The following is a 26,576-nucleotide window of genomic DNA, read 5'->3' as shown; positions in this document are numbered from 1 at the left end:
CTAGTAAATTTTAGCATAAAAAAATATGTATGAGAAAAGTAATAGAATAAAAGAATTAGATAGAAATAAATTTATTTATAATTTTTTACAGATTTTAAGATCTCTTTTTTAGCAAATTCAGCATTATCCCAGCCTTCAACCTTCACCCACTTACCTGAATCAAGATCTTTATAATGAGTAAAAAAATGTTCTATCTTTTGCAACAAAGATTTTGGAAGATCATTTATATCTTTAATATGATCATAATCTTTAGATAGTTTAGGACTAGGGACAGCTATAATCTTAGCATCTATGCCACCATCGTCTTCCATCTTAAAAACCCCTACTGCCCTACAATTTATTACACATCCATGGACTAATGGCTCTGGTGCCAAAACTAAAACATCTATTGGATCACCATCATCATATAAAGTATTAGGTATAAACCCATAATTACAAGGATATCTCATAGTTGTAGTCATAAATCTATCAACTACTATCATATTTGAATCTTTACAAAATTCATATTTTACAGGAGCACTAGCTTCAGGTATTTCTATAACAACATTAAAATCATTTGGAATATCTTTTCCACAAGGAATATTTTTTAACACGATTATCTCCTTTTATTATTTATATTTATGTTTTAATCTATTTGTAATTAAAAATTAAATTCTAGTCTATCACAAAAAATTTTGTATTTATAAGGTATAAATATTAAAATATCGCTGAGATAATATTAATTAGTTTACAAATTTTAAAATTAATCATTAAAAATTGAGGTACAAAATGACCAAACTTAGAAAAGCTATATTAATTGCTACTATAGGCTTAGGAACATCTGCTGCATTTGCAGCTCCTAATATTTCCGCGAATAGCCCTGACCCTTACTTTAACGGTGCTGGTACAGTTAAGCAAAAAGATATAGTTGTTAAACCTGTAGGGATTGAATTAGATGTTCCAGCTTGGGTAGCCATGAACTATCGCACTGGTGAAGTAGTTAGCGAAAAAAATATGGATGTAAAAAGAGAGCCTGCGAGTTTAACTAAAATAATGACGGCTTATATCGTAGCTAGTGAACTTAAAGCTGGAAATATCCATATGGAAGATATGGTTACTATTAGCAGAGATGCTCATAATACTGGTGGCTCAAAAATGTTTGTTAGAGAAGGTGATAGAATTAGTGTGGCCAATCTATTAACAGGTATGATTGTTGACTCTGGTAATGATGCTGCTATTGCTTTAGCTGAATATATCGGCGGTACGCCAGATAACTTTACAACGATCATGAACCAAACCGCTCAAGCTATTGGCATGACAAGTACTCATTTTGCTAACCCAGATGGATTACCTGGCGGAGAACAAAGCACTACAGCTCATGATATGGCTTTATTAGCTAGATCATTTATATATAATTTCCCTGACATCTATAAAATTTATTCTCAAAAATCATTTACGTGGGAAGGTATAAAACAAAACAATAGAAATAGATTATTATATACTTTTGATGGTGCTGATGGTATGAAAACAGGTCATACTGATGCTGCTGGCTACTGTTTAGTTTCATCCGCTCAACAAGATGGAGAAAGATATATTGCTGTTGTTTTAGGAGCTTCAAGTGAGGCAACTAGAGAACAAGAGTCTGCTAAACTATTAAGATACGCTCTCACTAAATTTGATAATGTATTACTTTATAAAGCAAACTCTCCTGTCTCAATTAGTGCAGATTCTATTTCTGGCGCTAAGAAAGGACAAACCCTAACTGTTGCTTCTAGTCAGAATATTTACAAAACAGTTCCTAAAACTTATGTATCATATTTAAGACAAGGTGTAGAACTTTCACCAAATCTCAAAGCTCCTATTAAAAAAGGAGATACTGTAGGTAATTTGGTAATAACAGTAAATAATGGTGAAGAGAAAATTGCTAGCATACCTGTAGTAGCTAAAAATGACATTTCAACAGGCGGTTGGTGGTAATAAAAGGAGATATGATGTCTGAACAACAAAATCAAGAAACTTGTTTCGAATTTCCTTGCCAATTTCCAATAAAAATAATGGCTAACCCTCAAAAAGAAACAGTTAATTTTATTCTTTCAGTTTTTGAAAAACATGTTCCTGAACATAATAAAATTGAGTTTAAGACTAGAGAAAGTAAATCTGGAAAATATATTTCTATAACAGCTATTTTTGAGGCTCAAAGCAAAGAGCAGTTAGATAATATTTATAGAGAAATTTCTGCTCATCCTGAAATACATATGGTTCTATAAAATAAAACTAATGAATATTACAAAAAAAAAATTAGGCTTAAAAGATTATTCATTAGTATTCAAAGAAATGGTTAATTTCACAACTAACCGTGATGCTCATACTAAAGATGAAGTTTGGCTTGTTGAACACCCTTCTGTTTTTACTCAAGGCAAACATGGAAAGCCTGAACACTTAATCAATGCTCATAATATTCCAGTTATACAAACAGATCGTGGTGGTCAAATAACTTATCATGGACCAGGTCAGGCTGTTATATATTTTCTTTTAGATATAAAAAGATTAGGACTAGGAGCAAAAAAGTTAGTATCACTAATTGAACAAGCATGTAGCAATGTTCTAAAAATATACAATATTGATACTCATTTAATAGATGGTGCTCATGGCATTTATGTCAAAAATAAAAAAATAGCCTCTCTTGGGTTAAGAGTTAAGCAAGGTAAAACCTATCATGGGATTGCTATTAATGTAAATATGGATCTAAATCCTTTTAGCTTCATTAACCCATGTGGATATAGTGGTTTAGAAATGTGCCAAGTATCTGACTTTAAAGACAATATTTCTATTCAAAAGATCCAAGATGAATATTTTGAGGAACTTATAAAACTTTTAAAATCCATTTAAAAAAGCATAGCCTGAAACTATTGCAAAAATAATATTTAATGTAAGAAAAACCCATCCAACTGAATATCCTTGTTGAATAGAAAATGCAGCGTATATACTTAAGCATATACCACAAATAACCATAGAAAGATTACAGCTTAAAACAATACCTATACATAAAGCTAATAAACCACAGAATGCAAATATTCTAGCTAAGTTAATGCTATTTTTTCCAAAAAAGAAAATTGCGAAAATAATAGACAAAATCATAAATACTATTAGATTTATTCTATGATCTAAATTTAAGAAAACTAAAATCGCACTTATAAAAGCAATAGCTTGCAACCCTATAAAAAAAGGTTCTTTTTGAATAAGGGCTGATAAAAATAATAATCCCGTAGCACATAAAATTATAATGTTTTTAATCTGGTCATTATGTTCAACCAAGCCAAACATAAAACCAATTAACCCTACAACACCTAAAAATAAGGCAAAATTATTAATAACTCTTTTTAATAACATTTAAATTACACACTTTAAAGAACACACTTTATTATACTACAATCACACATTTTCAATGCTATTATTTTCAAGACATCTTCTGTATAATTAACAAGAATTTATTTTATTTAAATCTAATAATCATAAGGAGATTTAATAATGGCTAGAAAAAAAATAGCTCTTGTTGGTGCTGGTAATATTGGTGGAACGCTTGCTCATCTTACGATATTAAAACAGCTTGGTGATGTTATATTGTTTGATGTTGTTGAAGGAATGCCTCAAGGTAAAGCATTAGACTTATCTCAATCTTGTCCTGTTGAAGGGGTAGATTTCAAAGTTAAAGGTACTAATAGCTACAAAGATATTGAAGATGCTGATGTTGTTATAGTTACTGCTGGTGTTGCAAGAAAACCTGGTATGTCTAGAGACGATTTATTAAGTATTAATATAAAAGTTATGCAATCTGTTGGCGAAGGTATTAAACATAATTGCCCAAATGCTTTTGTTATTTGTATTACTAACCCACTTGATGTAATGGTTAATATATTACAAAAATTCTCTGGATTACCAGATAATAAAATTGTTGGTATGGCCGGCGTATTAGACTCTGCTAGATTTAGAACTTTCTTAGCAGAAGAACTAAACGTATCTGTTCAGCAAGTACAAGCTTATGTTATGGGTGGTCATGGTGACACTATGGTTCCATTAACAAAAATGTCTAACATTGCTGGTGTTTCTTTAGAGAAACTAGTTGAGCAAGGAAGAATTTCACAAGAGCGTTTAGACTCTATTGTTGCTAGAACCAGAAGTGGTGGTGGTGAAATTGTTGCATTATTAAAAACAGGATCAGCATATTATGCTCCAGCTGCTTCAGCTATACAAATGGCTGAAAGTTATTTAAAAGATAAAAAAATGATACTTCCTTGTGCTACAAAAGTAAGAGCAGGTTCATATGGACTAAAAGAAGATTTATTTATTGGAGTACCAACAGAAATATCTTCTAATGGTGTGAGAGCTATTGAAGTTGAAATCTCTGATGAAGAAAGAAAAAATCTACAAGTTTCTATAGATGCTGTAAAAGAACTTAATGCTGCAGCCGCTAAAATTCTAGCTTAAAAAACTTTCTAAGAAATTACATTTTCTGATAATTCCTTATTCTATCTATATCTTAAATATTAGCAAATAAAGTCAAGTCTAATATTTAACTATTTAATGTTTTAAATTGTAAAAAAATTGATAGAATTTTAGAATAGCTCAAGAAAACTATACTAGCTTAGTATTTGTTAATCTTGATAAAAAATACTTAATCAATTTAAGGTAATACTTTTATGACTAAAGAAAACTATCTTGGTGTTAATATAGATATTTCAAAAGACCAATATCTATCCGAACAAGCTAGACAATTACTTACGAATTATTACTGTCTAAAAGGAGAGCCTTCTCCTCAATATGCCTTTGCTAGAGCTGCTGAAGCTTATTCCTTTGGAGACATGAATCTTGCTCAAAGAATTTATGATGCTGCTGCTAACGGTTGGTTTATGTTTGCATCACCTGTTTTATCAAATGCTCCTCTACCAGGAGCTAAAGTAAAATCATTACCTATTAGTTGTTTTTTATCATATGTGCCAGACTCACTTGAAGGATTAATTGAACACTCTTCTGAGCTTAGATGGTTATCAGTTAAAGGTGGTGGTGTTGGTGGACACTGGTCTAATATTAGATCCGTATCGGACAAAGCTCCTGGGCCTATACCTTTTATGCACACAGTAGATGCTGATATGGTTGCATATAGGCAAGGAAAAACTCGTAAAGGTTCATATGCAGCATACATGGATATATCACATCCTGATATAGTTGAATTTATAAGCCTGAGAGTTCCTACAGGAGATGTAAATAGAAAATGTCTTAATTTACATCATGCCGTAAACTTAACAGATAAGTTTATGGAAGCTGTAGCTAATGATTCGGACTTTAAACTTGTTGACCCAGATGATCATACAGTTAGAGATGTTGTCAAAGCACGTAAATTATGGGAAACACTTTTAGAAACCAGGTACCGTACTGGCGAACCATATTTAAACTTTATTGACACTGCTAATAGAGCATTACCTCAATCTCAGAAAGACTTAGGATTAACGATAAAAGGTTCAAACTTATGTAATGAAATTCATTTAGTTACAGATGAAAGTCGCACAGCTGTTTGTTGTTTGTCTTCTGTGAACCTTGAAAAATATGATGAATGGAAGGACTCAACTCTTATCAAAGACTTAATAAGATTCTTAGATAACGTATTACAGTTTTTTATAGATCATGCTGGTGATGAAATTTCAAAAGCTCGATTTAGTGCTTCTAGAGAAAGAAGTCTAGGTCTGGGCGCTATGGGATTCCACTCATATTTACAAAAACATAGAATTCCTTTTGAATCTATAGAAGCTAAAAAAATTAATGATGAGATATTTAGCACTATAAAAGAGCAAGCTCTTGAAGAAACTTTTATTCTTGGAAAAGAAAAAGGAGAAGCTCCTGATATGGTTGGATCAGGTCGTAGAAATGCTCATTTATTAGCAATAGCTCCTAATGCTAATAGTTCTTTAATATTAAATACCTCTCCTAGTATAGAACCTTGGAAGGCCAATGCCTTTACATCAAGAACAAGAGTTGGTTCTCACCTAACCAAAAATAAATATTTGGAAGAGGAGTTAGAAAAAATTGGTAAAAATATTGAAGAAGTATGGTCCTCTATTATTACTAATGGTGGCTCAGTACAGCATTTACCTTTTTTAAATGATAAAATTAAAGCTGTGTTTAAAACTGCTATAGAAATGGATCAAGACTGGCTAGTTCATCTAGGTGGAGAAAGACAAAGATATTTATGCCAAGGACAATCTTTGAATATATTTTTCCCAGCAGGCGCATCTAGAGCTTATTTACATAAAGTTCACTTTAATGCTTGGAAATACGGTTGTAAGGGACTTTATTACTTAAGAACTGAAACATCTAATAGAGCAGAAAATATTTCTAAAAAAGTTGAAAGAGAGAGATTAGTTGAATTCACAGAATTACAACAGTCTCAAAGCGAATGTGTTGCATGCGAGGGCTAATAAAAAATTATGAAAGTTAAAATATATACAACTACTAGCTGTCCCTTTTGTATCGGAGCCAAACAATGGTTTAATGATAACAATATTAGCTTTGATGAAATTAAGTTAGATAATTATCAAGAAAGAGTTAACTTTTATGATGAAATGAATAAAAGTGGAAAAGTAAGAAAACAGATTCGAACAGTGCCTCAAATCTTTATAAATGATGAACATATTGGTGGATTTGACGATTTAAGAGCTAACGCTGACAGTATCTTAAAAAAGAAATAGGTTAAATTATGGATGTAAAAATTTTCACCAAAACAAACTGCCCTTTTTGCAATTTAGCTAAGAGCTGGTTTGGAGCTAATAATATTCCTTTTACTCAAGTATTACTTGATGATGATACAGAAAGAAAAGCTTTCTATGATAAGGTTAATGAAAATATTCTTTTGATTGAAGAACATATAAGAACTGTTCCTCAAATATTTGTTGGAGATGTTCATATTGGTGGCTACGATAACCTTATGGAAAGAGCTGCAGAAATAATCTCCATGGTTAAAGGATCTTCTTTAACTTCATTTTCTAAAACTTATAAACCATTTAGTTACCCATGGGCTGTAGACCTTACTGTTAAGCATGAAAAAGCTCACTGGATTGAAGATGAAATAGATTTATCTGAAGATGTTACTGATTGGAAAAATGGAAAAATCTCAAAAGTTGAAAAAGAATATATTACCAATATTCTAAGACTATTCACTCAATCAGATGTTGCTGTTGGGCAAAATTATTATGATCAGTTCATACCAAAATTCAAAAATAATGAAGTTAGAAACATGCTTGGATCTTTCGCAGCTCGAGAAGGCATACATCAAAGAGCCTATGCTCTACTTAATGATACTCTAGGCCTTCCAGACTCTGAATATCATGCATTCTTAGAATATAAAGCCATGACAGATAAGATTGAGTTTATGATGGATGCTGATCCAAATACTTCTCGTGGCTTAGGTCTATGTTTAGCAAAAACTGTATTTAATGAAGGAGTTGCATTATTTGCATCTTTTGCAATGCTATTAAATTTCCAAAGATTTGGAAAAATGAAAGGTATGGGAAAAGTTGTAGAATGGTCTATTCGCGATGAATCAATGCACGTTGAAGGAAATGCAGCTTTATTTAGAATATTCTGTCAGGAGAATCCTTATATTGTAGACAATAACTTTAAAAAAGAAATTTATCTAATGGCTAGTAAAGCTGTAGAACTAGAAGATAAATTTATTGATCTAGCATATGAGCTTGGTACTATCGAAGGTTTAGAAGCTAGTGAAGTAAAAAAATATATTCGTCACATTACAGATAGAAGGCTTACTCAATTAGGCTTAAAAGAAATTTATAATATTGAAAAAAACCCTTTAGGTTGGTTAGAGTGGATACTTAATGGAGCAGATCATACTAACTTCTTTGAAAATAGAGTAACTGAATATGAAGTTGCTGGGTTAACCGGTGCTTGGGATGAAGCATATTAAACACACTACTTTAATTCTTTAAATCTATAAACTGTATTAATGCTTGATACTCCTGAGGATGAACTTCTTTAAAAGTATAAATTTGATAGCTAAAGCTTATTATAAATATTATTAAAGCAAATACATTAGCATGAAACCAATTAAATTCTTTTTTTCTAAAACTTGGTTCTTTAGTTACAGCGACTCCAATATAGACTCCTAATACAGTAAAGTAAAGCAGTCCAGATAAAGAAGAATAAATAATATTATTGATAAAAAAGTAATCTAATGTAAAAGTTATAAATAAATATACTATATAAATTAAACATGCTTTTTTAATATTTTTCCCAGCATAATAAAATAAACCAAAAAAGAAACCTAGCCAACTAAAAGTTTTCACATCTGCTCTTTTAGCGCCACATACATTGCATTTAAGACTAGATTCTTCTATCTCGTTCCCACAATTTATACAATACATAAGAAAAACCTTTAAGAAACTAAATTATAAAATAAAATACTTTTTTGAATTTTCCAATATCAACAATCCAAACTAATGTAGTTTTACCCTGCTCTATTCTAATCTTTTGACGAATATTATTTACTATTATTATGTATTTTCCACTATCTGCGACTTGCTCAAATAATTGAATACTATTAGGTAATAAAAGCCAACTTCTAAGATCTGCTCTCTTAGGCTCGGTTTTTGATAAATCAAATTTTAAATGATTACCTAGAAGTCCTCCTAATCCTTTAGCATTTTTATCATATGATTGTTTTGCAAGCTCAATAAGAACATTTTTCGTAAGTATTCTAGAGTATTCCTCTACTAAAGATTTCATAGAATATAAAGTTGTATCCATTAAGATCTCAGTTTGAGTCTCTAATAACTTATTATCTTTTTCATCAGAAATTACAACTTTAACTGGAGATAAAAAATCATAATCTGGAGAATAGAATGGAAAACTAAAATTTATAAGACCTAAATCACCTAAATCTAATTTTGTTTTAGTCTTTTGGCGCGCATTTATAAAACTTTGCTCATATAAAATAACGATCCTGCCCATACCCATAGGGAAAGGAGATAATTGATGATATACAGCTCTTTTATATTCCAAAGCTGTTCTCTCAAGAGATTTATTTCCTAATGTATACTTTCTTGCATTATTTATTTCATCTAAAGCTGATTCATAATCTTTAGAGGTTGCTTCTATTAGCATTGCTTTTAAATAATAACTAAGAGGATTTCCATAAGCATCTGGAACCCTTTTTGTAAAAGTTACCATCTTATTTAAATCATCAAAATATTTTAAACCTAAAGTTTGTGTAGACACTTCATATCTATTAAAATAGTCTTTTCCTAGTTCTCTCATTCCTGCAGATATCATATCTTGTTCATCAAGCCAATTTTTAGCATAATCTAAGCCTTTTAAGGTCTCTAATGCTTTCTTTAAATCATGACTCTTAAGATAGTTTAAAGCTTGATATGTATACAAAAATGTTATTGAATAATCTGGAATACTATATTTAACCTTATTTTCATAATAATCATAAGTGTCTTTATTTAAAATAACCTCTTTTGCATCATCCTCTATTTGATCATTAGTTTTAGGAATCGTATCTATTGCTTTACTATAAGTTTTTATAGAAGTCTCAAAATTATCATTTAATTGCTCTAACCTAGCTATTTCTAAATCATCTAATATCTCTATCTCAGGATTATCTGAGATATTTTTCTTATATGAATCTAATGCACCTGAAACATCTGCATCTACAACACTTTGTCTAATTGGTTGCATTAATTCAGGATAGGTTGAATTTGTAAAAGGTTTAGCTACTTCTTTTTCAGTATCATCATAGGTACTACAGCTTACTAAAGAAATAAAACTCCCAACATAAAAAATCTTTTTTAAAACTTTCATATAAAACCTAATAGTTGTAACACCAATGCCATGGCTCATATATAAAACCATATTTATTATCACGAGGAAAACTCATTTTAAAACCATATTTATGAGCATTCTTAGTCAACCACTCAAAAGCTACCGTTTCTTCAAATCTCTCTGTTAAAACCTCATCTTCACCCACTGTTGTAAAGTCTATTGCTCGACCAGTATGATGCTCGCTCATTCCTGGCAATGCATTAACTTTTTTTATTTCCTCTAAAGGTATACCTTTTGCTAATTTCCTATTTATGATACCTTGCTGATACTCATAACTTCTAAAACCAGAAACAATAAAAAGCTCTACATTATCCTGCTTAGCAGCCTGATACATTTTATTCCAAGCTATTTCTGTGTTTTTATCAAGATGCACATCTCTACCAAAAAAATCTTTACCAATTAGTATAAGATCTTCAGGCTTTGCTTCTTTAAATAAAAATAGCTCAGTTTCTACCATAAAGCATTCTCTAATTTTAAGATTTTTTTTAAATAGTTCTGATGATCTATATTATTTGTTACCTCAGATGAAAGGCATCTTAAATTTACCGACTCTAAATCAATATCAACTTCAACTTCAACTTCTGTAAGATTATGTGAGTTTTGTAAAGATAGATATGTCTGCCCACCTGTCATTGCTAGATAAACATCCGCTAAAAGCTCTGAGTCAAGCAAAGCTCCATGAAACTTTCGGTGATCATTTCTTATATGATATCTTTTACATAGTGCATCTAGATTATTTTTTTGTAACGGATGCTTCTTTTTAGCAACCTCTAAACTATCTGTTATTTTAGCCACATGACTTTCTAAAATTCCCCATTTATTATTCTTTAATAAACTAAGCTCCCAGTTTATAAAAGGAACATCAAATGCAGCATTATGTATTATAACTTCAGAGTCTTTAAGAAACCCTATCATTTCATCTACTTTCTCACCAAATAATGGTTTATCTGCCAAAAATTCATTGGTTAGTCCATGAACAGCTAAAGCCCCAGCTTCAACTTCATAATTAGGATTACAGTAAAAATGTAAGGTTCTGCCTGTAAGGCGCCTATCTATGACTTCTACAGCGCCAAACTCAATGATTCTATTTCCTATTTTAAAATCAAAGCCTGTGGTTTCTGTATCAATAAAAACTTGTCTTGCCATTTAAAGTTAAGATTATAAGTATTATGTTATAGATTATAACAATTAGTATTAATGCTTAAAAGAAGTATCTAGTTTAGGTATAAGCCTAAATATACACAGTAAAGTTTACATTTAAATAGTTTTGTGATTCTTTTATATTTGGACTTCTAGTTGTTAAATTCGCATAATCAAGCCCTAACCAAGACCCTTGAAATAAAATATACCTAACACCGGCACCATAGTTATAAGCATAGTTATGAGTATCTTGAAAAACATGAGAGTAATCTATAAAAGGAATTAAGCTTCTTCCAAATACTTCTGCTGTATAACTTAAATTTAAAGCCCAAGTAGCAACAGGCCCTCCTCCACTCATATAATTATCCAGAAGAATACCAGTACTTGGTTTTATTGACCCAAAGAACGGAGCTCCTGCAACATTCTTTGGCGATAGTGCTGATGAATCATTTAATCCTATAACTCCGCTATCGGTAATTAAAGCTTCTGTCTCAAAGTTTATTTTTGAGTAACTAAGTCCGTAGTTAATATCAAAAGCCCCAACATCGCTATTACCTTTCCCTTTAAATCCAGTAGCATTTGTATAGGCCGCTCCAAAAAACTGATAATCACCAACTGTTTCCATCTCATATACATACTTAGAATTTAAGCTAAATCCAACGCCACTATTTGTCCCCGCATTTGTTGTCCCTAAATAAGGAAGACTATTATTAGTAGTTAATATAACTCCATTTAAATGTAGTGAGTCTGTATGGTAAGAAATGTTTACATTACCCCCAGATTGCATAAAGTACTGTCTAGTCACTGTAGGAACATAGTTTGATACAATATCAAAGTTTCCAAACATAACTGTTGATATTGCCGCATAACCAAAATATGGTGATTCTGATAAGTTACCTAATATTAAATATATAGTATTTGGATCAAAATTTAATTTTCGTTCATCACTAGAATATAGTGAAAAACCTAATAAGCTTGTAAACCATGGTGATATAGTCGAAGCTACATAAGCATTCACAGCATAACTGAAGCTTTTAGCTGTAGCACCAGGAGGAACTGGACTCACATCCATCCAACCAAGTGCTGCTAACTTTGCACCAAAATATATATAATCATCTTCTAAAATACCCTGCTGTCTTGCTTCCAGCATAAACAATGGATCACCTGTATCTTGCTGGACGTTTAGCATTGCATGAGATAATGTCTCACTTAATTTAAAACCATTAAAATATTTAAATTTTAAGGCATCAATATCTAAAGCTTGATTCATTTTTCTCTGGAAAGCTGTGGTTTGGAGAGCTTTTCTCTGAGAATCTGTAAGAGACTGACCCTCTTGCATCTCTAAACTATCAACTGCTGTTGATGCATCTTTGGCAGCAGTTTGTAGTGTTTCTTTACTAACACCTTTTGTACTACTATCTGCTATCGGTGTGTCACTAGAGGCTATTTGCCCTATTTTTTTAGGAGCATTTGCTGTTTGATTATCTACCTCTGTTATTGTTTTATTAGAAGTTAGTTGATTAGATTTTTCAGAAATATTTTTTGTATTATTATTTACAGTTGTTGATGAATTATCCTCTTTTACTTTTGTAGAATTATCTTTTTCACTATTATCAGAATTGTTTGCTATTCTGATAAACAATCTTCTTTGAGCATTTGAGTTTAACCTTGCTACTTTATATTCTAATGATCCTTTAGGATAAGTATTATTTACTACGACGCCATCTACAGCATTAATTTCATATGCATTTAGAATTCTAAAACTAAATAATGTAAATAGTAGTACTAATAGTATATTTTTAATCATCAGAAATATTTATATCTGTTTTCTTATGTTGATCTTTTGCTTCTACATATTTTACTATATTAACAACTTGTTGATTTGTAAGCGACTCGCCTTCTTGCATTTCGATATCATCTACTGCATTAACTGCATTTTTATCTGTGACTATAATTTCTTTTCCATTTTCATCAATTTCATAAGCCGCCGCTAAGCTAATCAAAAAAAATAAAAATAAAAAAACTCTAAACTGCATTTATTTATAAATCCTTATTTATATAAATATTCTAAAATAGATAGATAATAAGTTATCTTTTTGTACAACATCATTAGCCGTTGCTGTTACATAAGCATAACCAAAACCTAACCATGCGTCTGCAAAAGCGTTATATCTAAAACCTGTATCAACAGTTGCTCCATAATTTTTAGTATTTTGTTGAATTTGAGAGTAACTGATATATGGAATTAAACTCTTATCATAGAAATCTATTGTATAATCCAATTGTGAACTCCATGAATAAATTCTGCTTCCTCCTGTTAAAAAGCTACTTTGACTAAGTGCTGGAAATATAGAGGAGGTAAAACCCTCTCTCAATTGAAATGATGACGAATTATCTGTAATTTGAGAAACTCCACTATCAGTAAAGACAAATTCATTAATAAAGTTAAATCTATCAACGTTTATTCCAAAGTTAAAATCTACAACTCCTACATTGCCATTATTCTGTGTAGCAAAGCCTGAAACGTTTGAGTAAGCAGCTCCTGCATACCAATAATCTCCAACTTGCTCCATATCATGAGTATACTTTAAATTAATAGAATAGCCTAGTTTTGCAGATCCTTCATAAGCATTTGCAACACTTAATAACCCACTATTAGTTGGCCCAAGAAAAACAAAGTTTGCCTGTACACCATCTCTATTATACGATAAATTAACGTTTCCTCCTGATTGCATAAAATACAATCTTGTAAAGGTTTGCATATAGTTCGAAGAGATATCAAAGTTACCAAAGTTGACTGTTGATAGTGCTGCATAAGTATAAAAAGGAGACTCTTTTAAATTACCTAAAATAAAATACACTCCTCCTGGGGCAACTGTCCAACTACCATTAGTAGTATATGTTGATAACGAAGCAAATACAGATGTCCAATCTCCTAGAGTACTTAATAAATAATACTCCAGCTGATAATTATTTATTGAATTAAAATCTTGTTCATTATTTCCTTTTTGAATGCCCCAGGTTGGCAAAAAAGCAGCATCTCCACCTAAATACAATGTATCATCTTTTAAAAGACCATTTTGTCTAGACAATAGTATAAATAAAGGATCTCCCGTTTCTTGCTGTGTATTCATCATAGCTTGAGATAAGACAACATTATTATCAATTCCTCCAGAGAAAAAAGGAATTTGTACCTTATTAATATTTAGAGTATTTAAAATAGTTTGCCCTATATCAAATGTACTTCCAGGAACTAATGCCTCTCCTTCATACATTTCTACAGTATCTAAAGCGGAAATATTTTCTTTTTCATTTTGTGAATCTTTTTTATCATCCTTTAATAAAACTGCTTCTGTATTGATATCCTCTACCTCTGTAGCTTTATTAGATTTGGTTTCTGCATAAACAATTCCTCCAACAAAGATAAATAAAGTTAATAACTTTAGGAAAAATCTCATTTATACAGCTTTAGAAAAATTAAATCACATATATGATATAGATAGTTGATCGATTTCTCAATTTTTAGAACAGATAAATTAAAATAGAATTTATTTTATTAAATTTTATAAAATTATAAATCTTTAGAATGGCCTGCTAGATATTCAGCAACGCCGTTAGGAGATGCTTTCATACCTTCATCGCCTTTATTCCAACCAGCAGGGCATACTTCACCATACTGCTCATGAAATTGTAATGCTTCTACCATTCTTATAACTTCATCCATATTTCTTCCTAAAGGTAGATCATTAACTACTTGATGACGAACAACACCTTCTTTATCAATCAAGAAAGTCCCTCTATAAGCCATACCGCCTTCAGCTTGAACATCATAGTCTTTTACTATTGTTTGTGCTATATCAGCTACCATTGTATATTTAACTGGTCCAATTCCACCATCATTAATTGGAGTATTTCTCCAAGCATTATGTGTAAAATGAGAATCAATAGATACAGAAATCACCTCTACTCCAAGCTCTTTTAATTTTGCAGTTCTTTTATCTAACGCTATAAGCTCAGAAGGACATACAAAAGTAAAATCTAGAGGATAAAATACAATTACTGCATACTTACCTTTAGTTTCTGCTGCAAAATCATAGTTATCAACTATTTCTCCATTACCTAAAACTGCTGGAGCATTAAAAATAGGTGCTTTTTTACCAACCAATACCATAACAAACCTCCTGTTAATTATATGCTTTGTCTATTTTTTATTTATACCAAATTAGTATATTTAAATTGTGCTAATAAATCTTTAGTATGTCAACATTATATAAACTATTTAAACATAAACAGCCATATCTAATGTAATCGTATTTGTAGATTGTCCATTATATAGTTTTTGGTAAGAGTATTCTGGGCCAAATAGTACATTATTATCAAAATAAGCTCTCTGAGCTGAGAAAATTAATTGATTTGACATACCTATACCACTAGTTACATTATCTCCAATAACTGGTGATGAAAGCTTCATTGGAATATTATTAGCATTATATGTTTGTCCGTAACTTACGTTAAAGTTAGTATTTCTACCTGCTAACTTCTGAGCATAGTTAGCCTGAACAGTCCAAGCACCTGCATAAGTATTGCTCATGCCATTATATTGCGAGCTACTATTAGTTGTCTGAGCCCAACCAGCACCAATCTGGAATAATCCTGGAAGAATGTTTGAAAATGCTAAGTTAATATCTGAGTTCACTACTCCTACTCTAGCGGTATCAGTTATATTATCAAAATTACGGGTACCCGCTCCTCTTCCATTAAAGATATATCCAGCATTAAAACCTAAAGCTAAATATTCATTAACTGGAGCAGCATAAAAATATGCTAATGAGAAATCTGCATCAGTAGAATTTGTATTTTTATTTTCTGCACCAAAAACAGCGATATTAAAGTTATGCCTTTCTTTTTTATAATTTAATGAAACGTTAGTAACATTACCTGGAGAGAATAAGTTTTTAGTAATACCTGCAGTTAATGGACCACCGCCACCAAATGCTCCAACAGAAAGTTTATTTCTACCTGCAGTCACAAACCATGGAGACGTATCTAAGTTACCAAATATAACAAAAGCATTACCAACATTGAAATTATCTGCACCATCCGCATCAAAATCAAACTGCGCTGTCACATAGTGTCCTAAATTTGATAGGAAATATAATTTAGCTGAATTTAAATAAATATTTTGCCCATTAGCACTACGATTATTTTTTCTTGTTGGTATTTGAGATCCAAACCATACTTGAGCATCCGCCTCAATAAATCCACCAAAGAAAACAGAATAATCATCAAATTTTCCTCTTTGACCTAATAATGTTGAAGCAAAAAGGTTTGAGCTAATTTGCCCTATTGGAATAGAGTTGTTACCGGAGAACGAACCTAAATAAGAAACTTGACCTTGAGTTGTGATAGGTGCAGCTTCTGAAACATCAATCCCACCTTTACTATTTACAATACTACTAGTAATAGTATACTGAAAGAAATCTTCATTAGCAGCATCACTAATAACACTACCATCTGGAGCACCTTTTAATATTTTATCTACTCCTATATCCTCTTCAGGACCAACCTTAGAACTATAGGTTACAAAACCATCCGCATCGCTAGTAGCTGGAGGTATCCCAAAATTAGCTCTTGGATCTGTTTCTTTATAACTACTAATTTCACCTTGTAACTCCTGGATTTGCTTTTGCAACTCTAAAAGAGCCTTTGTATCAGCACTAGTTAAGCTATCTGTATTTTTTTGATCTCCTTCATTAGCATAAGTACTACTAATTAAAAAGAGTCCTAAAAAAAATAATTTAACTTTAGATAGCTTCATTATAAATTTCTCTTCTACTTTATAAGGCCTGATCTCGGATTTAAAATGAGTCCTGAACTCTTATCTTTCTTATCAAAATCAAACATGTTTAATCTATTGTTTGAATAGTTATCATTACTATATTCGCCAGAGTCCAAGCCCAGTTATACTTACCAAATGAAAAATAAATAATACAAATTTGGTTAGCAGATATATAGCTTTCAACAGAATAACATATTTTTAGCTGTTTATACTAAAAAAATTAAATACTTATATAATAAAAATGTAGATTTAAATATTAGGATTATAACAATATAATTTTAGTATCAATCTTATTATATAACTGAGATTTATTCATGCTCCTAATTAATAAAAATACTAAACTTTTAATATTTGATTGTGATGGAACTATTGCAAATAATATGCCTATTCATATAAATGCATGGGAAACCGTTTTAACTTCTCATAAATTACATATAACTACTGAAAACCTAGACAACTTTCATGGAATGCCTAGTAGATATATATTAAAACATTTATATAAACAACTTGGTGACTTAGAAATTAATCATATTGCTAATGAAATAGCTTCTTATACTAATAAAAATATTGATAAAGGAATAGCCATAAAACCTGCTATTGAGATTATAAATAAATATTATAATCATAAGAAGATGGTTGTTTTGTCTGGTGGTACGAAAAAAAATGTCTTCAAGACACTTGATGCTCTTGGGATAACTAACCTCTTTAATGAAATAATTACTGCCGATGATGATCACCCTTCTAAAAATACTACAGAAGCATTCACTTTAATTGCTGATAAATATGATATTCCTTATCATGAATGTCATGTATTTGAAGATGGCATTCCTGGATTAGTTCATGCATTAAAAGCTGGAATGACTGTTACAGATATGAGAACAATTGATTTATAGAAACTTATTTCTTTATTGTTAAATAAGTTGCAACACTTATTGCAAACATATAAGGGATAACAAATGAATCAACTATTGTTATAAAAATATTTTGTACACTAACACCTAATGAATTACTTGTAAACTCCATATTCTGTAATAAATATATAAATCCATAAGTCAAAATAGGCTTCACAAGTATTAAAGCAAACACTATAAAAGCAAGACTAAGCATATAAAGTAAGTTTGATCTAATAGCATTAAAATTATTTAAAATTGACTGAAAGACATTCTCACTACCTAAAATAACTGCAGGTAACGCTGTTAAGAACAATAAGGTTGCAATATATATTCCTAAATATTGAAGAAATGCAGAAAGTATTGTCAATGCTATCATAGACAATAGAAAAACTCCTATAAAAGGAAAAACTCTTTTAGAAAAAATCTGTAAAGCTATTTTCACCGAATCAAAAGCTTTTAATTCATTTTCTTTCATTAATAGCCCTTGAACTAAAGCTATCATTCCATAAACAAAAATGGTTGAGAAAATTATAATTAGAAAGATTCCTATTAAAACTCCTCCTGGTGGAAGATTTTCTATATCTTTACCTCCACTTTTAACATACTCATACAATCCATGGTTCATCAAATAAACTGTACTATATTCAGATATGAAAGATAACATAAATGCCAATATGAAAGTCACCTTAAATGCTTTCTTATAAATACTATTTGCAACTGAGAGTGTTTCTCTAAAATTTAAATCATTCATAATTTACTCAAGTTTGTTTAATATTTTATAGCCTATAAAAATATATCATAAAAATGATTTTAATTTGTAGAACTTTGCCATTGTTCTAAAGCATATTTATTACCTAACAATAAATATGGTCCAAATTCTTGTACCCTATATGCACGATTTATATCTTTATAATTACTAATACCTTTTCTAACTATTAAGTAATAAGGATAATCTTGTTTAAATTTTTTATTAAATTCATTAAGATTTTCAATCAAACTATAATGCTCTATACCTAATTCTTTATTATGTATTGAAATATCAGTTTTAAAAGCATACTCATTTATTACTTCTTTGCCTGTATAAAAATGTAAAGATGGCTTAACTAATGCAAACTCAGCAATCTCAGCATCTTTAGATACTTTTACTTTTAATGCTTCTGACATATCTATTGCTGGTTTTTGTAACCAATTCACTATTGAGCTAAAAATAAAACATGAAGATATACTTAAAGCAAAGCCTCCTAAGATTATTGTCCTAAGCATATAAGAAAAGTTATTTTTCTTATAGAAATATCTAAAACCAACAAAAGTTAATAAACTTATTAAGGCCACTAAATAAGCTAACCATAAATTAATTGGTATGCTATATGGAATGTCATATTCTACTGGATTAATATTTAGCTCCCCTGCAACAACTATACTATTCCAATCTAAAAAAAGTATTACTGTCGGCACTAAAATTCCAGCCAAAACCAATATAAAAGTACTTAATGAAAAAATAGTCCAGAAAGCTCTTTTGATATTATTTCTTAATTTTTTCTCTAAACTAAAATTACTCCAAAAATACCCAACTAAAATCCCTAAAAAAGGATATATCGGTAAAATATAATAAGGTAGTTTAGTTGCTGCCAAGCTAAAAACTATCGTAGCTATAATACAAATGATAGATGAATATAAAGCTAATTTGTCAAAGGTTGTCCTTCTTTTTATAAATTCTTTATTAAAACTCATGAACAATCCAGAAACAGCAAGAGCTATGAATGCTCCAGTAGTTGAAAATACAATGCCAATATAAAAAAACACTCCTCCCAAGCCTGTAAAAATAGCTGTCCCTCCAACTAAACTTTCTGAGCTTCTATTAAAAATTTGTTGAACGAAAAAATCATTCCAAAACTTATTTCCCATATTATAAAAGACTATAAAATACCAGAAATTAACTAAACAAAAAATTAATATACCCACTGGAAAATTAACTCTTTTTATAACATTCCATAACTTATTCTGAATAAGTAAATATATTCCAACTGAGGGTAAAATAAATGCGATTCCAACTGGTCCTTTTGCAAAAAAAGTCAAGCCCATACAAGCCCATGAAAAATAATACCATTTCCTATCTTTAGGTTCTTCAGACTCAGTACCAATAAAAAAGGTCAATAATGTTAAAGTAGTAAAAAGAGTTAATGTCATATCTATCATGCTTGTTCTAGCTAACAGAACTACTAAAGGCATAAAAGCAACAGAAGCTGCTATTATTAAAGCCTCCTTTCTATCCTTTAAGATTTTTATTAATAAAAAGCTCATAGATATTATTAATAAGATACCACTTAGCGCAGCATGTAACCTCATTGCAAAAACTGTAGCTCCAAATAAATAGATTGAAGCATTCATCAACCAATAAAGTAATACTGGTTTTTCTAACCAATATGCGCCATTATAAACAGGTAACAGAAAATCTCCTGAATTATGCATATTCATCGCTACTGAAACATAATAGCCTTCATCTCTATCAAATAAAGGTGCATATCCTAATAGTGACAAATAAATAATAGCTACTAAAAGGATAAAAAACGGAAATGGTCTATTCTTTACAAAAAAATATATCTTTTTTAACACTTTTTTTATGAGGTTATTCCAATAATTAGCAATATTATAAAGATTTTTTTATTAAAAAACTTGTAAAAATCTAAACAAGCTCCACATATATTAAAATAAGGATTTAATAACCTAATAAAATAAACGAAAGGCATAGATTATGGAAAACATGAAAGGTACAACTATCTTATGTGTAAGAAAAGGAGATAAAGTTGTTGTAGGTGGAGATGGGCAAGCTACTCTTGGACATACGATAGCTAAAGAAAATATTGTTAAAGTTAGAAAGTTGAATAATGGTAAAGTACTTACTGGTTTTGCAGGATCTACCGCTGATGCTTTTACACTTTTTGAGAAATTTGAACAAAAATTAGAGTTCTATCAAGGAAACCTAGAAAGAGCAGCTGTCGAAATGGTTCGTGAATGGAGACTTGATAGAATGCTTAGTAAACTTGAAGCAATGATAATAGTTGCTGATGAAAACCTATCTTTACTAATTTCTGGTGCTGGAGATGTTATGGCGGCAGATAAAAATAATATTATATCCATAGGCTCAGGTTCTACTTATGCTAGATCAGCAGCAACTGCATTAGTTGAAAATACAGATCTTACTGCTGAAGAAATTGTAAGAAAGAGTTTAACAATAGCAGCTGATACTTGTATATATACAAACCATAATTTCACTATAGAAAGCCTAGAGAATAAACAAAAAGGATAACTTTTTATGACACAAATAATGACCCCAAAAGCAATTGTTAATGAACTAGAAAGACATATTATTGGTCAAAATGATGCAAAAAAAGCTGTTGCAATTGCTCTTAGAAACAGATGGCGCCGTATGCAACTTAATGATGAAATGCGTCAAGAAGTTACACCAAAGAATATTTTAATGATTGGTCCAACAGGTGTTGGTAAAACAGAAATAGCTAGAAGACTAGCAAAGCTTGCAGACGCTCCGTTCATAAAGGTTGAAGCTACTAAATTTACAGAAGTTGGTTATGTTGGTAAAGATGTAGAATCTATAATACGTGACCTAGTTGAAATGGCTGTCAAAATGAAGAGAGAAGACGCTAAGCAAAAAGTTGTAGAGAAAGCTACTAAATTAGCTGAAGAAAGAATACTAGATGTTTTAATACCTCCTGCTAGAGCTAGTGAATCTAAGCTTGGCTTTGCAAATGAACCAGCTCAAGATAGTGAATCTCGTAAAGAAAAAGAAAGTAAAACAAGAGAAGCCTTTAGAAAGAAAATTCAAAATGGTGAACTTGATGATAAAGAAATAGAGATTGAAGTTGCGGCTGCTCCTAAAACTATTGGAGTTATGGGGCCTCCAGGTATGGAAGATATGACAAGTCAACTTCAAGACCTTTTTTCAAGCTTAAGTAGTGATAAAAAGAAAAATAAAAAGGTTAAAATAAAAGATGCTTTAAAACTTGTAAAAGATGAGGAAGCTTCCAAGCTTGTTAACGAGGAAGATATTAGAGCAAGAGCTTTAGAGTCTGTTGAGCAAAATGGTATAGTTTTTTTAGATGAGATAGATAAAGTATGTAAAAAATCTAGTAACTCTGGAGCAGATGTTTCTCGTGAAGGTGTGCAGCGAGACTTACTACCTTTAGTAGAAGGTTCTACTGTTTCTACCAAATATGGAATGATTAAAACTGATCATATCTTGTTTATAGCTTCAGGAGCATTCCACATTGCTAAGCCTTCAGATTTAATACCTGAACTTCAAGGAAGACTGCCTATTAGAGTCGAGTTAAAATCTCTAGTCGTTGAAGATTTTGTTAGAATTCTTAAAGAGCCTGACTGCTCTATACTAAAACAATATGTTGCTCTAATGGAAACAGAAGGTCTGAATTTAAACTTTGAAGAAAATGCTATAAATAGGATTGCTGACATTGCTTACAAAGTAAATGAAGAAATAGAGAATATAGGAGCTAGAAGGCTTCATACTGTAATGGAAAAACTATTAGAAGAAATATCTTTTGATGCTCCAGAGATCGAAGATAAGAATCTAAACATTACAGTAGAATATGTAAATAATAAGCTTGGAAAACTAGTTAAAGATAAAGATCTAAGTCAATATATTTTATAATTCTGTAGGTTCATCCTTTCTATCTTTTATTAATTGTGTGCTATATTTTTAATATATGGTATTTTATTTTCAAATAAAAAATGATTAAAAAAATAGCTTTAATATCTAGTATAACATTAGGAATAGTCACCATTTCTGAAGCTTGTACTGAAGTTTTTATTCACAAAGAAAATGCTTCCATTGTAGGAAGAACAATGGATTTTCCAATTAATATTGGAATATTCACTATTGGATATAACAAGGGAGTACATCAGGTTTCTTCATATATGGATAAAGCTTATCCAGATCTGAAAGTTGCTGAATGGGATGTAAAATATCCTTTCATGGGAAGAGAAATCTTTAGCACAGGCTTATTAGTTGATGGTGCGAATGATCAAGGATTATCTGCCTCTTTCCTTTATCTTCCAGGTACAGAGTATCCTAAATACGATCCGAGTAATAAAAAAGCAGTATTAAGTTTCTATGATTTAGTTAACTATACTCTTGCAACTTCTAAAGATGTTAATGAAGCTCTAGAGAATATTTCTAAATACCAAATAATCTCAAGCTCAGTAGCCGTCGCTCCAGATATAGCATTAAAAGATGCTCCTTTACATTTCAGTTTAAAAGATAAGTCTGGAAACTCTGCTGTTATTGAATTTATAAATGGGAAAATAAATGTTTATAAAGGTGAAGAGGCTGGAAATGTTTTAACAAACTACCCTACACTACCAGAACAACTTAAAAATTTGTCAAACTATAATAGTTTACTTAACTATAATAAAGATGAGCAAAAAGCCAAGTTCGGAAATATTCCAGGATTTAAGCTTACAATTGAATCTTCATCGTTAAGAGATAATATTGCTTCAATGGTTGGCATACCCGGTGACTATTCACCACCATCAAGGTTTGTAAGAGCTTCATATTTAGAAAAAAATGTACCTGAAATGAATTATCCTCAAGATTATAAATATATGATGAAGCATATTTTAAATAGCGTAACAGTTCCTTACTCTCCAGAGCCTAACAGTACAGCTACGCAATGGCAAACAATAAAAGACCTTAATAGTAATACAATAAGTTATAAAAACATTCTATATCTATATAATGGAAAACTCATTGTTGCTGAGGGTAATGAGAATACTTATAACATAGATCAAATATTCTCAACAGGTCTAGAAACTATAGGTGCTAGTGGAAAGTTACAGAAAAAAGTAACAAATCCTCAAGATTATAATTATTATGCAATGGAAGCATTAGAAAAAGGTTTAAAAGTAGAATAACTACATACAATCAAGCACTAATTCAACAAAAGAAATATATTCTATCCCTGAGTGTTTACTTAATCCTATCTGACAACTTCTATTGAATGTAACTCCTACATCACACCCTTCTATTTGTGGCTTTAAGCTTTCTAAACTACTAGAATTTAGCTCTGGTGTCGAAAAACCTTTATCTCCAGCGAACCCACAACAATAGATTCTCTCAGGAGAGATTATCCCATCATTACAACATAACTCTAAAATTTGTAAATATTCCTCATTTAGGTTTTGTTTTCTTGTAGAGCAATCAATATGTAAAGCTATTCTATTATATTTTTTATTAATACTATCTTTTGATAGATTTTCCAAAATAAAGCTGTTGATATCTACAATATTTATTCCTTCAACCTTAGCAAAACTAGAACATGAGCTATTATCAATAATTACTGCTTCATAATTATTCGAAATAATTGATTCCAATAAATTTTTAGACTTTTCTTGCTGTAGGCTATTACCTTTAGAATGATACATCTGCCCACAGCATTGTTTATTTAAATCTCTAGGATACTCGACTTCATAACCTAATTTTTCTAACACAAGCTGACTTGGATATTTATCATAATTTCTACTACTAGCAAAAATTCTATTTGGACATGATGGTAATAATAAGACTTTTTTACTGCTCCCATTACTTGATGGTACAAACTTAGCTTTTTGTATATCTGGCATATTTTCTAAATATACTGGAATAGATTTAAAATGCGTATGTAATGAACTAGTTAATTTATATAAATTGCTCTTCCCTAATACACTACCAGCTAAATTACCAAGTTGGACTTTCTGCTTAGCGGCTTTTATTTCTTTCTCATGATTTACTAGCTTATCTTGCTTAGCCTTTTTAGTTAATATAAATGCCCCAGTATCTATACCAACTGGGCAAGAAGTCTTGCATAAACTCGTAGTAGCACAAGTTTCAACTCCATAATAATCATATATCTTTTGCCATTTGTCTTTTTCATGCCCTGTTAACGAGTTTATCTTACGTGCTACTGAGTTTCTTTGTCTTGGTGTAAAGCTTAAATTTCTTGATGGGCAAACTGTTTCACAAAAACCACATTCCATACATTTATCTATTTCTGAATGCACAGAATCAAATTCTTTGAGATTTTTGGTATGTAGCGTATTATCTTTTGTCAACTTAACATCAGGATTAAATATATTTTTGGGGTCAAATAACCTTTTTATTTGCCACATGATATCCCAACATTTCTGACCCCACTCAACTATAGCAAATGGAGAAATGTTTCTTCCACTACCATGCTCTGCTTTTAATGAGCCATTAAATTTCTTTGCAACGAGACTAGTTAACTCATGCATAAAATTATCATAATTTAGAATTTCTTCTTGATTGTTAAAGTTTGGTGTAAGAACAAAATGAATATTCCCAGCTAACACATGTCCAAAAATAGCAGCACTATTATAAGAATACTCTTTAAACATTTCTTTAACATCTGTTATAAGCATCGGCAACTTTTCTATTTCTACAGCTATATCTTCTATTAAAACACTAGAGCCTAAAGGTCTTTGCCCTGCTATAGTTGGTAATACCCCACTTCTAGTTTTCCATATAATCTGCATTTCTTTAGCATTTTGCTTAAATCCTGTTTGATAGATAATATCTGCCTTAGAGATAGATTTCTTAACTATCTCTAATTTAGATTCTAAGCTTTCATTACTTTCTTCAGCTAACTCAATCATAATAGCCGCATAGCTTTCATCTTTTAATTCAATTAAGTAAGGTTCTAACTCTTTCTGATCTGCTACAGATTTCAAAGACAAATAATCTAAAAGCTCTATAGAGGAGATACTATATGGCTCAATCTCTACAGTTAAGTTAACTAGATCTTCTAGTTTTCCATATATTAAGTTTAGTGCTTTATATTTATAATCTGGAACCGTATTTAAAGTAACAGAACTAACAAATCCTAAAGTACCTTCTGAACCAATTAATAATCTCTCTATAATTTTTATCGGATCCTTAAATTCTAAAAAAGCATTTAGACTGTAGCCACTAGTATTTTTGATAGAGAACTTCTTTTTTATAAATTTAACAATATTCTCATCATTTATGATTTCTTTACGAATTTTAACTAAACTATCTATAAACTCTTTTTTATCATTTTTAAATTTATCAATACTTAGCTGATTAGCTGTATCTAATGCACTTCCATCCGCAAAAACTATTTGCATTGAATCTATAGTTGAGTATGTGTTTTTAGCTGTACCACAACACATGCCACTAGAGTTATTTGATACTATCCCGCCTATTTTTGCAGTATTAATTGAGCCTGGATCTGGACCAATCTTTCTATCATAAATCTTTAAATTTTTATTAGCCTCTGCACCAATAATACTTGGCTCTAACTTTATCTTTTTACCATCATCATAAATTTCATAATTTAACCAACTATTTAAAGCAAGCATCACTAAAACTTGATCAGTTACAGCCTGTCCAGAAAGACTCGTTCCAGCAGCCCTGAAAGTTAATTTAATATCATATTCAGAAGCTAGTTTTATTACTTCTTGAACTTCTCTTTCTGTATTTACAATTAGGACTAGCTTAGGCACCATTCTATATAAACTTGCATCTGTAGAATATGCATAGCGTAATACTTCATCTTCTATTACTCGTTTCTTATCTAAAAAGCTTAAAACTTTAGACTTAAAATTTTCTAACATTAGTCTTAACCATAATCAAAAATGACATAGAATTATGGAGAAATTATACAGAAGATATATCTAAAGCTTAAAATTTATTTAACAAGACAATAACTAGCTTTAAAATTCTATAATGTCTAATTCATCAGCTCTTATATTTATGCTAGAATATAAACCATCTTTTTATTAATTTT

General features: G+C 30.6%; 25 protein-coding genes. 11 read left to right on the top strand and 14 right to left on the bottom strand.

The annotated features are described in order from the left end of the window. Window positions 1-71 precede the first annotated feature (71 nt). On the bottom strand, window positions 72-593 hold the full coding sequence (ppa, locus tag DNK87_RS00495; protein ID WP_119330732.1) for an inorganic diphosphatase: 522 nt from the start codon (window positions 591-593) through the stop codon (window positions 72-74). Between the two features lie 175 nt (window positions 594-768). Here ppa and DNK87_RS00490 point away from each other — a divergent pair, with 175 nt between their 5' ends. From DNK87_RS00490 to lipB, 3 genes are read left to right on the top strand one after another with little or no spacing between them, the layout of a single operon-like run. Further along, the gene (locus tag DNK87_RS00490) at window positions 769-1,956 is read left to right on the top strand and encodes a D-alanyl-D-alanine carboxypeptidase family protein (RefSeq protein ID WP_119330733.1); all 1,188 of its coding nucleotides are present in this window, start codon (window positions 769-771) and stop codon (window positions 1,954-1,956) included. 14 nt (window positions 1,957-1,970) lie between these two features. Beyond that, window positions 1,971-2,246, top strand: a complete 276-nt coding sequence (locus tag DNK87_RS00485; protein ID WP_119330734.1) for an HP0495 family protein — start codon at window positions 1,971-1,973, stop codon at window positions 2,244-2,246. Between the two features lie 10 nt (window positions 2,247-2,256). Continuing rightward, window positions 2,257-2,868 (top strand): lipoyl(octanoyl) transferase LipB, encoded by a 612-nt coding sequence (lipB, locus tag DNK87_RS00480; RefSeq protein WP_119330735.1) that lies wholly within the window; start codon window positions 2,257-2,259, stop codon window positions 2,866-2,868. On the opposite strand, the gene DNK87_RS00475 is transcribed toward lipB, so the two are convergent. Continuing rightward, window positions 2,854-3,369 carry an MFS transporter gene (locus DNK87_RS00475; protein ID WP_119330736.1) on the bottom strand — a complete coding sequence of 172 codons (516 nt, stop codon included), beginning with the start codon at window positions 3,367-3,369 and terminating at the stop codon, window positions 2,854-2,856. The genes lipB and DNK87_RS00475 overlap by 15 nt on opposite strands. A gap of 138 nt (window positions 3,370-3,507) precedes the next feature. Here DNK87_RS00475 and mdh point away from each other — a divergent pair, with 138 nt between their 5' ends. From mdh to DNK87_RS00455, 4 genes are all read left to right on the top strand, one after another. Then, a complete protein-coding gene (gene mdh, locus DNK87_RS00470; RefSeq protein ID WP_119330737.1) occupies window positions 3,508-4,464 on the top strand; it encodes a malate dehydrogenase in 957 nt (318 codons plus the stop codon). 212 nt (window positions 4,465-4,676) lie between these two features. Further along, a complete protein-coding gene (locus DNK87_RS00465) occupies window positions 4,677-6,449 on the top strand; it encodes a ribonucleoside-diphosphate reductase subunit alpha (protein ID WP_119330738.1) in 1,773 nt (590 codons plus the stop codon). Window positions 6,450-6,458: 9 nt separating this feature from the next. Then, the gene (locus tag DNK87_RS00460; protein WP_119330739.1) at window positions 6,459-6,719 is read left to right on the top strand and encodes a glutaredoxin; all 261 of its coding nucleotides are present in this window, start codon (window positions 6,459-6,461) and stop codon (window positions 6,717-6,719) included. Window positions 6,720-6,727: 8 nt separating this feature from the next. Beyond that, window positions 6,728-7,951: a ribonucleotide-diphosphate reductase subunit beta gene (locus tag DNK87_RS00455; RefSeq protein WP_377654162.1), complete on the top strand. Its 1,224-nt coding sequence runs from the start codon at window positions 6,728-6,730 to the stop codon at window positions 7,949-7,951. Window positions 7,952-7,961: 10 nt separating this feature from the next. Here the strand turns inward: DNK87_RS00455 and DNK87_RS00450 are convergent, their stop codons facing one another. The 9 genes from DNK87_RS00450 to DNK87_RS00410 all read right to left on the bottom strand — a co-directional run bounded on the left by DNK87_RS00450 (window position 7,962) and on the right by DNK87_RS00410 (window position 16,828). Beyond that, window positions 7,962-8,408, bottom strand: coding sequence for a zinc ribbon domain-containing protein (locus tag DNK87_RS00450; RefSeq protein WP_119330741.1), 447 nt, complete (start codon window positions 8,406-8,408; stop codon window positions 7,962-7,964). A 19-nt stretch (window positions 8,409-8,427) separates the two neighbouring features. Continuing rightward, a complete protein-coding gene (locus tag DNK87_RS00445) occupies window positions 8,428-9,849 on the bottom strand; it encodes a COG3014 family protein (protein WP_119330742.1) in 1,422 nt (473 codons plus the stop codon). Between the two features lie 7 nt (window positions 9,850-9,856). Beyond that, window positions 9,857-10,327 carry a M15 family metallopeptidase gene (locus tag DNK87_RS00440; RefSeq protein ID WP_119330743.1) on the bottom strand — a complete coding sequence of 157 codons (471 nt, stop codon included), beginning with the start codon at window positions 10,325-10,327 and terminating at the stop codon, window positions 9,857-9,859. After that, window positions 10,321-11,016 (bottom strand): DNA polymerase III subunit epsilon, encoded by a 696-nt coding sequence (dnaQ, locus tag DNK87_RS00435; protein WP_119330744.1) that lies wholly within the window; start codon window positions 11,014-11,016, stop codon window positions 10,321-10,323. The genes DNK87_RS00440 and dnaQ overlap by 7 nt, the downstream gene beginning before the upstream one ends. An 85-nt stretch (window positions 11,017-11,101) precedes the next feature. Continuing rightward, complete coding sequence (locus DNK87_RS08970) at window positions 11,102-12,817, bottom strand: hypothetical protein (protein WP_244614579.1); 1,716 nt, start codon at window positions 12,815-12,817, stop codon at window positions 11,102-11,104. Continuing rightward, window positions 12,810-13,046: a hypothetical protein gene (locus DNK87_RS00425; RefSeq protein WP_119330745.1), complete on the bottom strand. Its 237-nt coding sequence runs from the start codon at window positions 13,044-13,046 to the stop codon at window positions 12,810-12,812. The genes DNK87_RS08970 and DNK87_RS00425 overlap by 8 nt, the downstream gene beginning before the upstream one ends. 18 nt (window positions 13,047-13,064) lie before the next feature. After that, entirely contained in the window at window positions 13,065-14,468 is a 1,404-nt protein-coding gene (locus DNK87_RS00420; protein ID WP_244614578.1) for a hypothetical protein, read from the bottom strand. Window positions 14,469-14,581: 113 nt separating this feature from the next. Continuing rightward, window positions 14,582-15,181 (bottom strand): peroxiredoxin, encoded by a 600-nt coding sequence (locus DNK87_RS00415; RefSeq protein WP_119330746.1) that lies wholly within the window; start codon window positions 15,179-15,181, stop codon window positions 14,582-14,584. A 108-nt stretch (window positions 15,182-15,289) separates the two neighbouring features. After that, window positions 15,290-16,828: a DUF3573 domain-containing protein gene (locus tag DNK87_RS00410; RefSeq protein ID WP_119330747.1), complete on the bottom strand. Its 1,539-nt coding sequence runs from the start codon at window positions 16,826-16,828 to the stop codon at window positions 15,290-15,292. Between the two features lie 335 nt (window positions 16,829-17,163). On the opposite strand from DNK87_RS00410, the gene DNK87_RS00405 reads away from it, so the two are divergent. Then, entirely contained in the window at window positions 17,164-17,742 is a 579-nt protein-coding gene (locus DNK87_RS00405) for an HAD family hydrolase (RefSeq protein WP_119330748.1), read from the top strand. Window positions 17,743-17,746: 4 nt separating this feature from the next. Here the strand turns inward: DNK87_RS00405 and DNK87_RS00400 are convergent, their stop codons facing one another. Together DNK87_RS00400 and DNK87_RS00395 are read right to left on the bottom strand one after the other, a co-directional pair. Beyond that, on the bottom strand, window positions 17,747-18,493 hold the full coding sequence (locus DNK87_RS00400; RefSeq protein WP_119330749.1) for a hypothetical protein: 747 nt from the start codon (window positions 18,491-18,493) through the stop codon (window positions 17,747-17,749). Between the two features lie 59 nt (window positions 18,494-18,552). Further along, window positions 18,553-20,355, bottom strand: coding sequence for an ArnT family glycosyltransferase (locus DNK87_RS00395; protein WP_119330750.1), 1,803 nt, complete (start codon window positions 20,353-20,355; stop codon window positions 18,553-18,555). A gap of 139 nt (window positions 20,356-20,494) precedes the next feature. Between DNK87_RS00395 and hslV the strand changes: the two genes are divergently transcribed. From hslV to DNK87_RS00380, 3 genes are all read left to right on the top strand, one after another. Further along, entirely contained in the window at window positions 20,495-21,049 is a 555-nt protein-coding gene (gene hslV / locus DNK87_RS00390; RefSeq protein WP_119330751.1) for an ATP-dependent protease subunit HslV, read from the top strand. A gap of 6 nt (window positions 21,050-21,055) precedes the next feature. Further along, window positions 21,056-22,423 (top strand): ATP-dependent protease ATPase subunit HslU, encoded by a 1,368-nt coding sequence (gene hslU, locus DNK87_RS00385; protein WP_119330752.1) that lies wholly within the window; start codon window positions 21,056-21,058, stop codon window positions 22,421-22,423. Window positions 22,424-22,503: 80 nt separating this feature from the next. After that, the gene (locus DNK87_RS00380) at window positions 22,504-23,685 is read left to right on the top strand and encodes a linear amide C-N hydrolase (protein ID WP_119330753.1); all 1,182 of its coding nucleotides are present in this window, start codon (window positions 22,504-22,506) and stop codon (window positions 23,683-23,685) included. Here the strand turns inward: DNK87_RS00380 and DNK87_RS00375 are convergent, their stop codons facing one another. Then, entirely contained in the window at window positions 23,686-26,403 is a 2,718-nt protein-coding gene (locus DNK87_RS00375) for an FAD-binding and (Fe-S)-binding domain-containing protein (RefSeq protein ID WP_119330754.1), read from the bottom strand. Between the last annotated feature and the right edge of the window lie 173 nt (window positions 26,404-26,576).

It is taken from the genome of Pseudofrancisella aestuarii (genome assembly GCF_003574475.2).
GTDB lineage: Bacteria > Pseudomonadota > Gammaproteobacteria > Francisellales > Francisellaceae > Francisella > Francisella aestuarii.
Note: the sequence above shows the minus strand (reverse complement) of the source record. Positions and strands in the feature narration are given on the sequence as shown.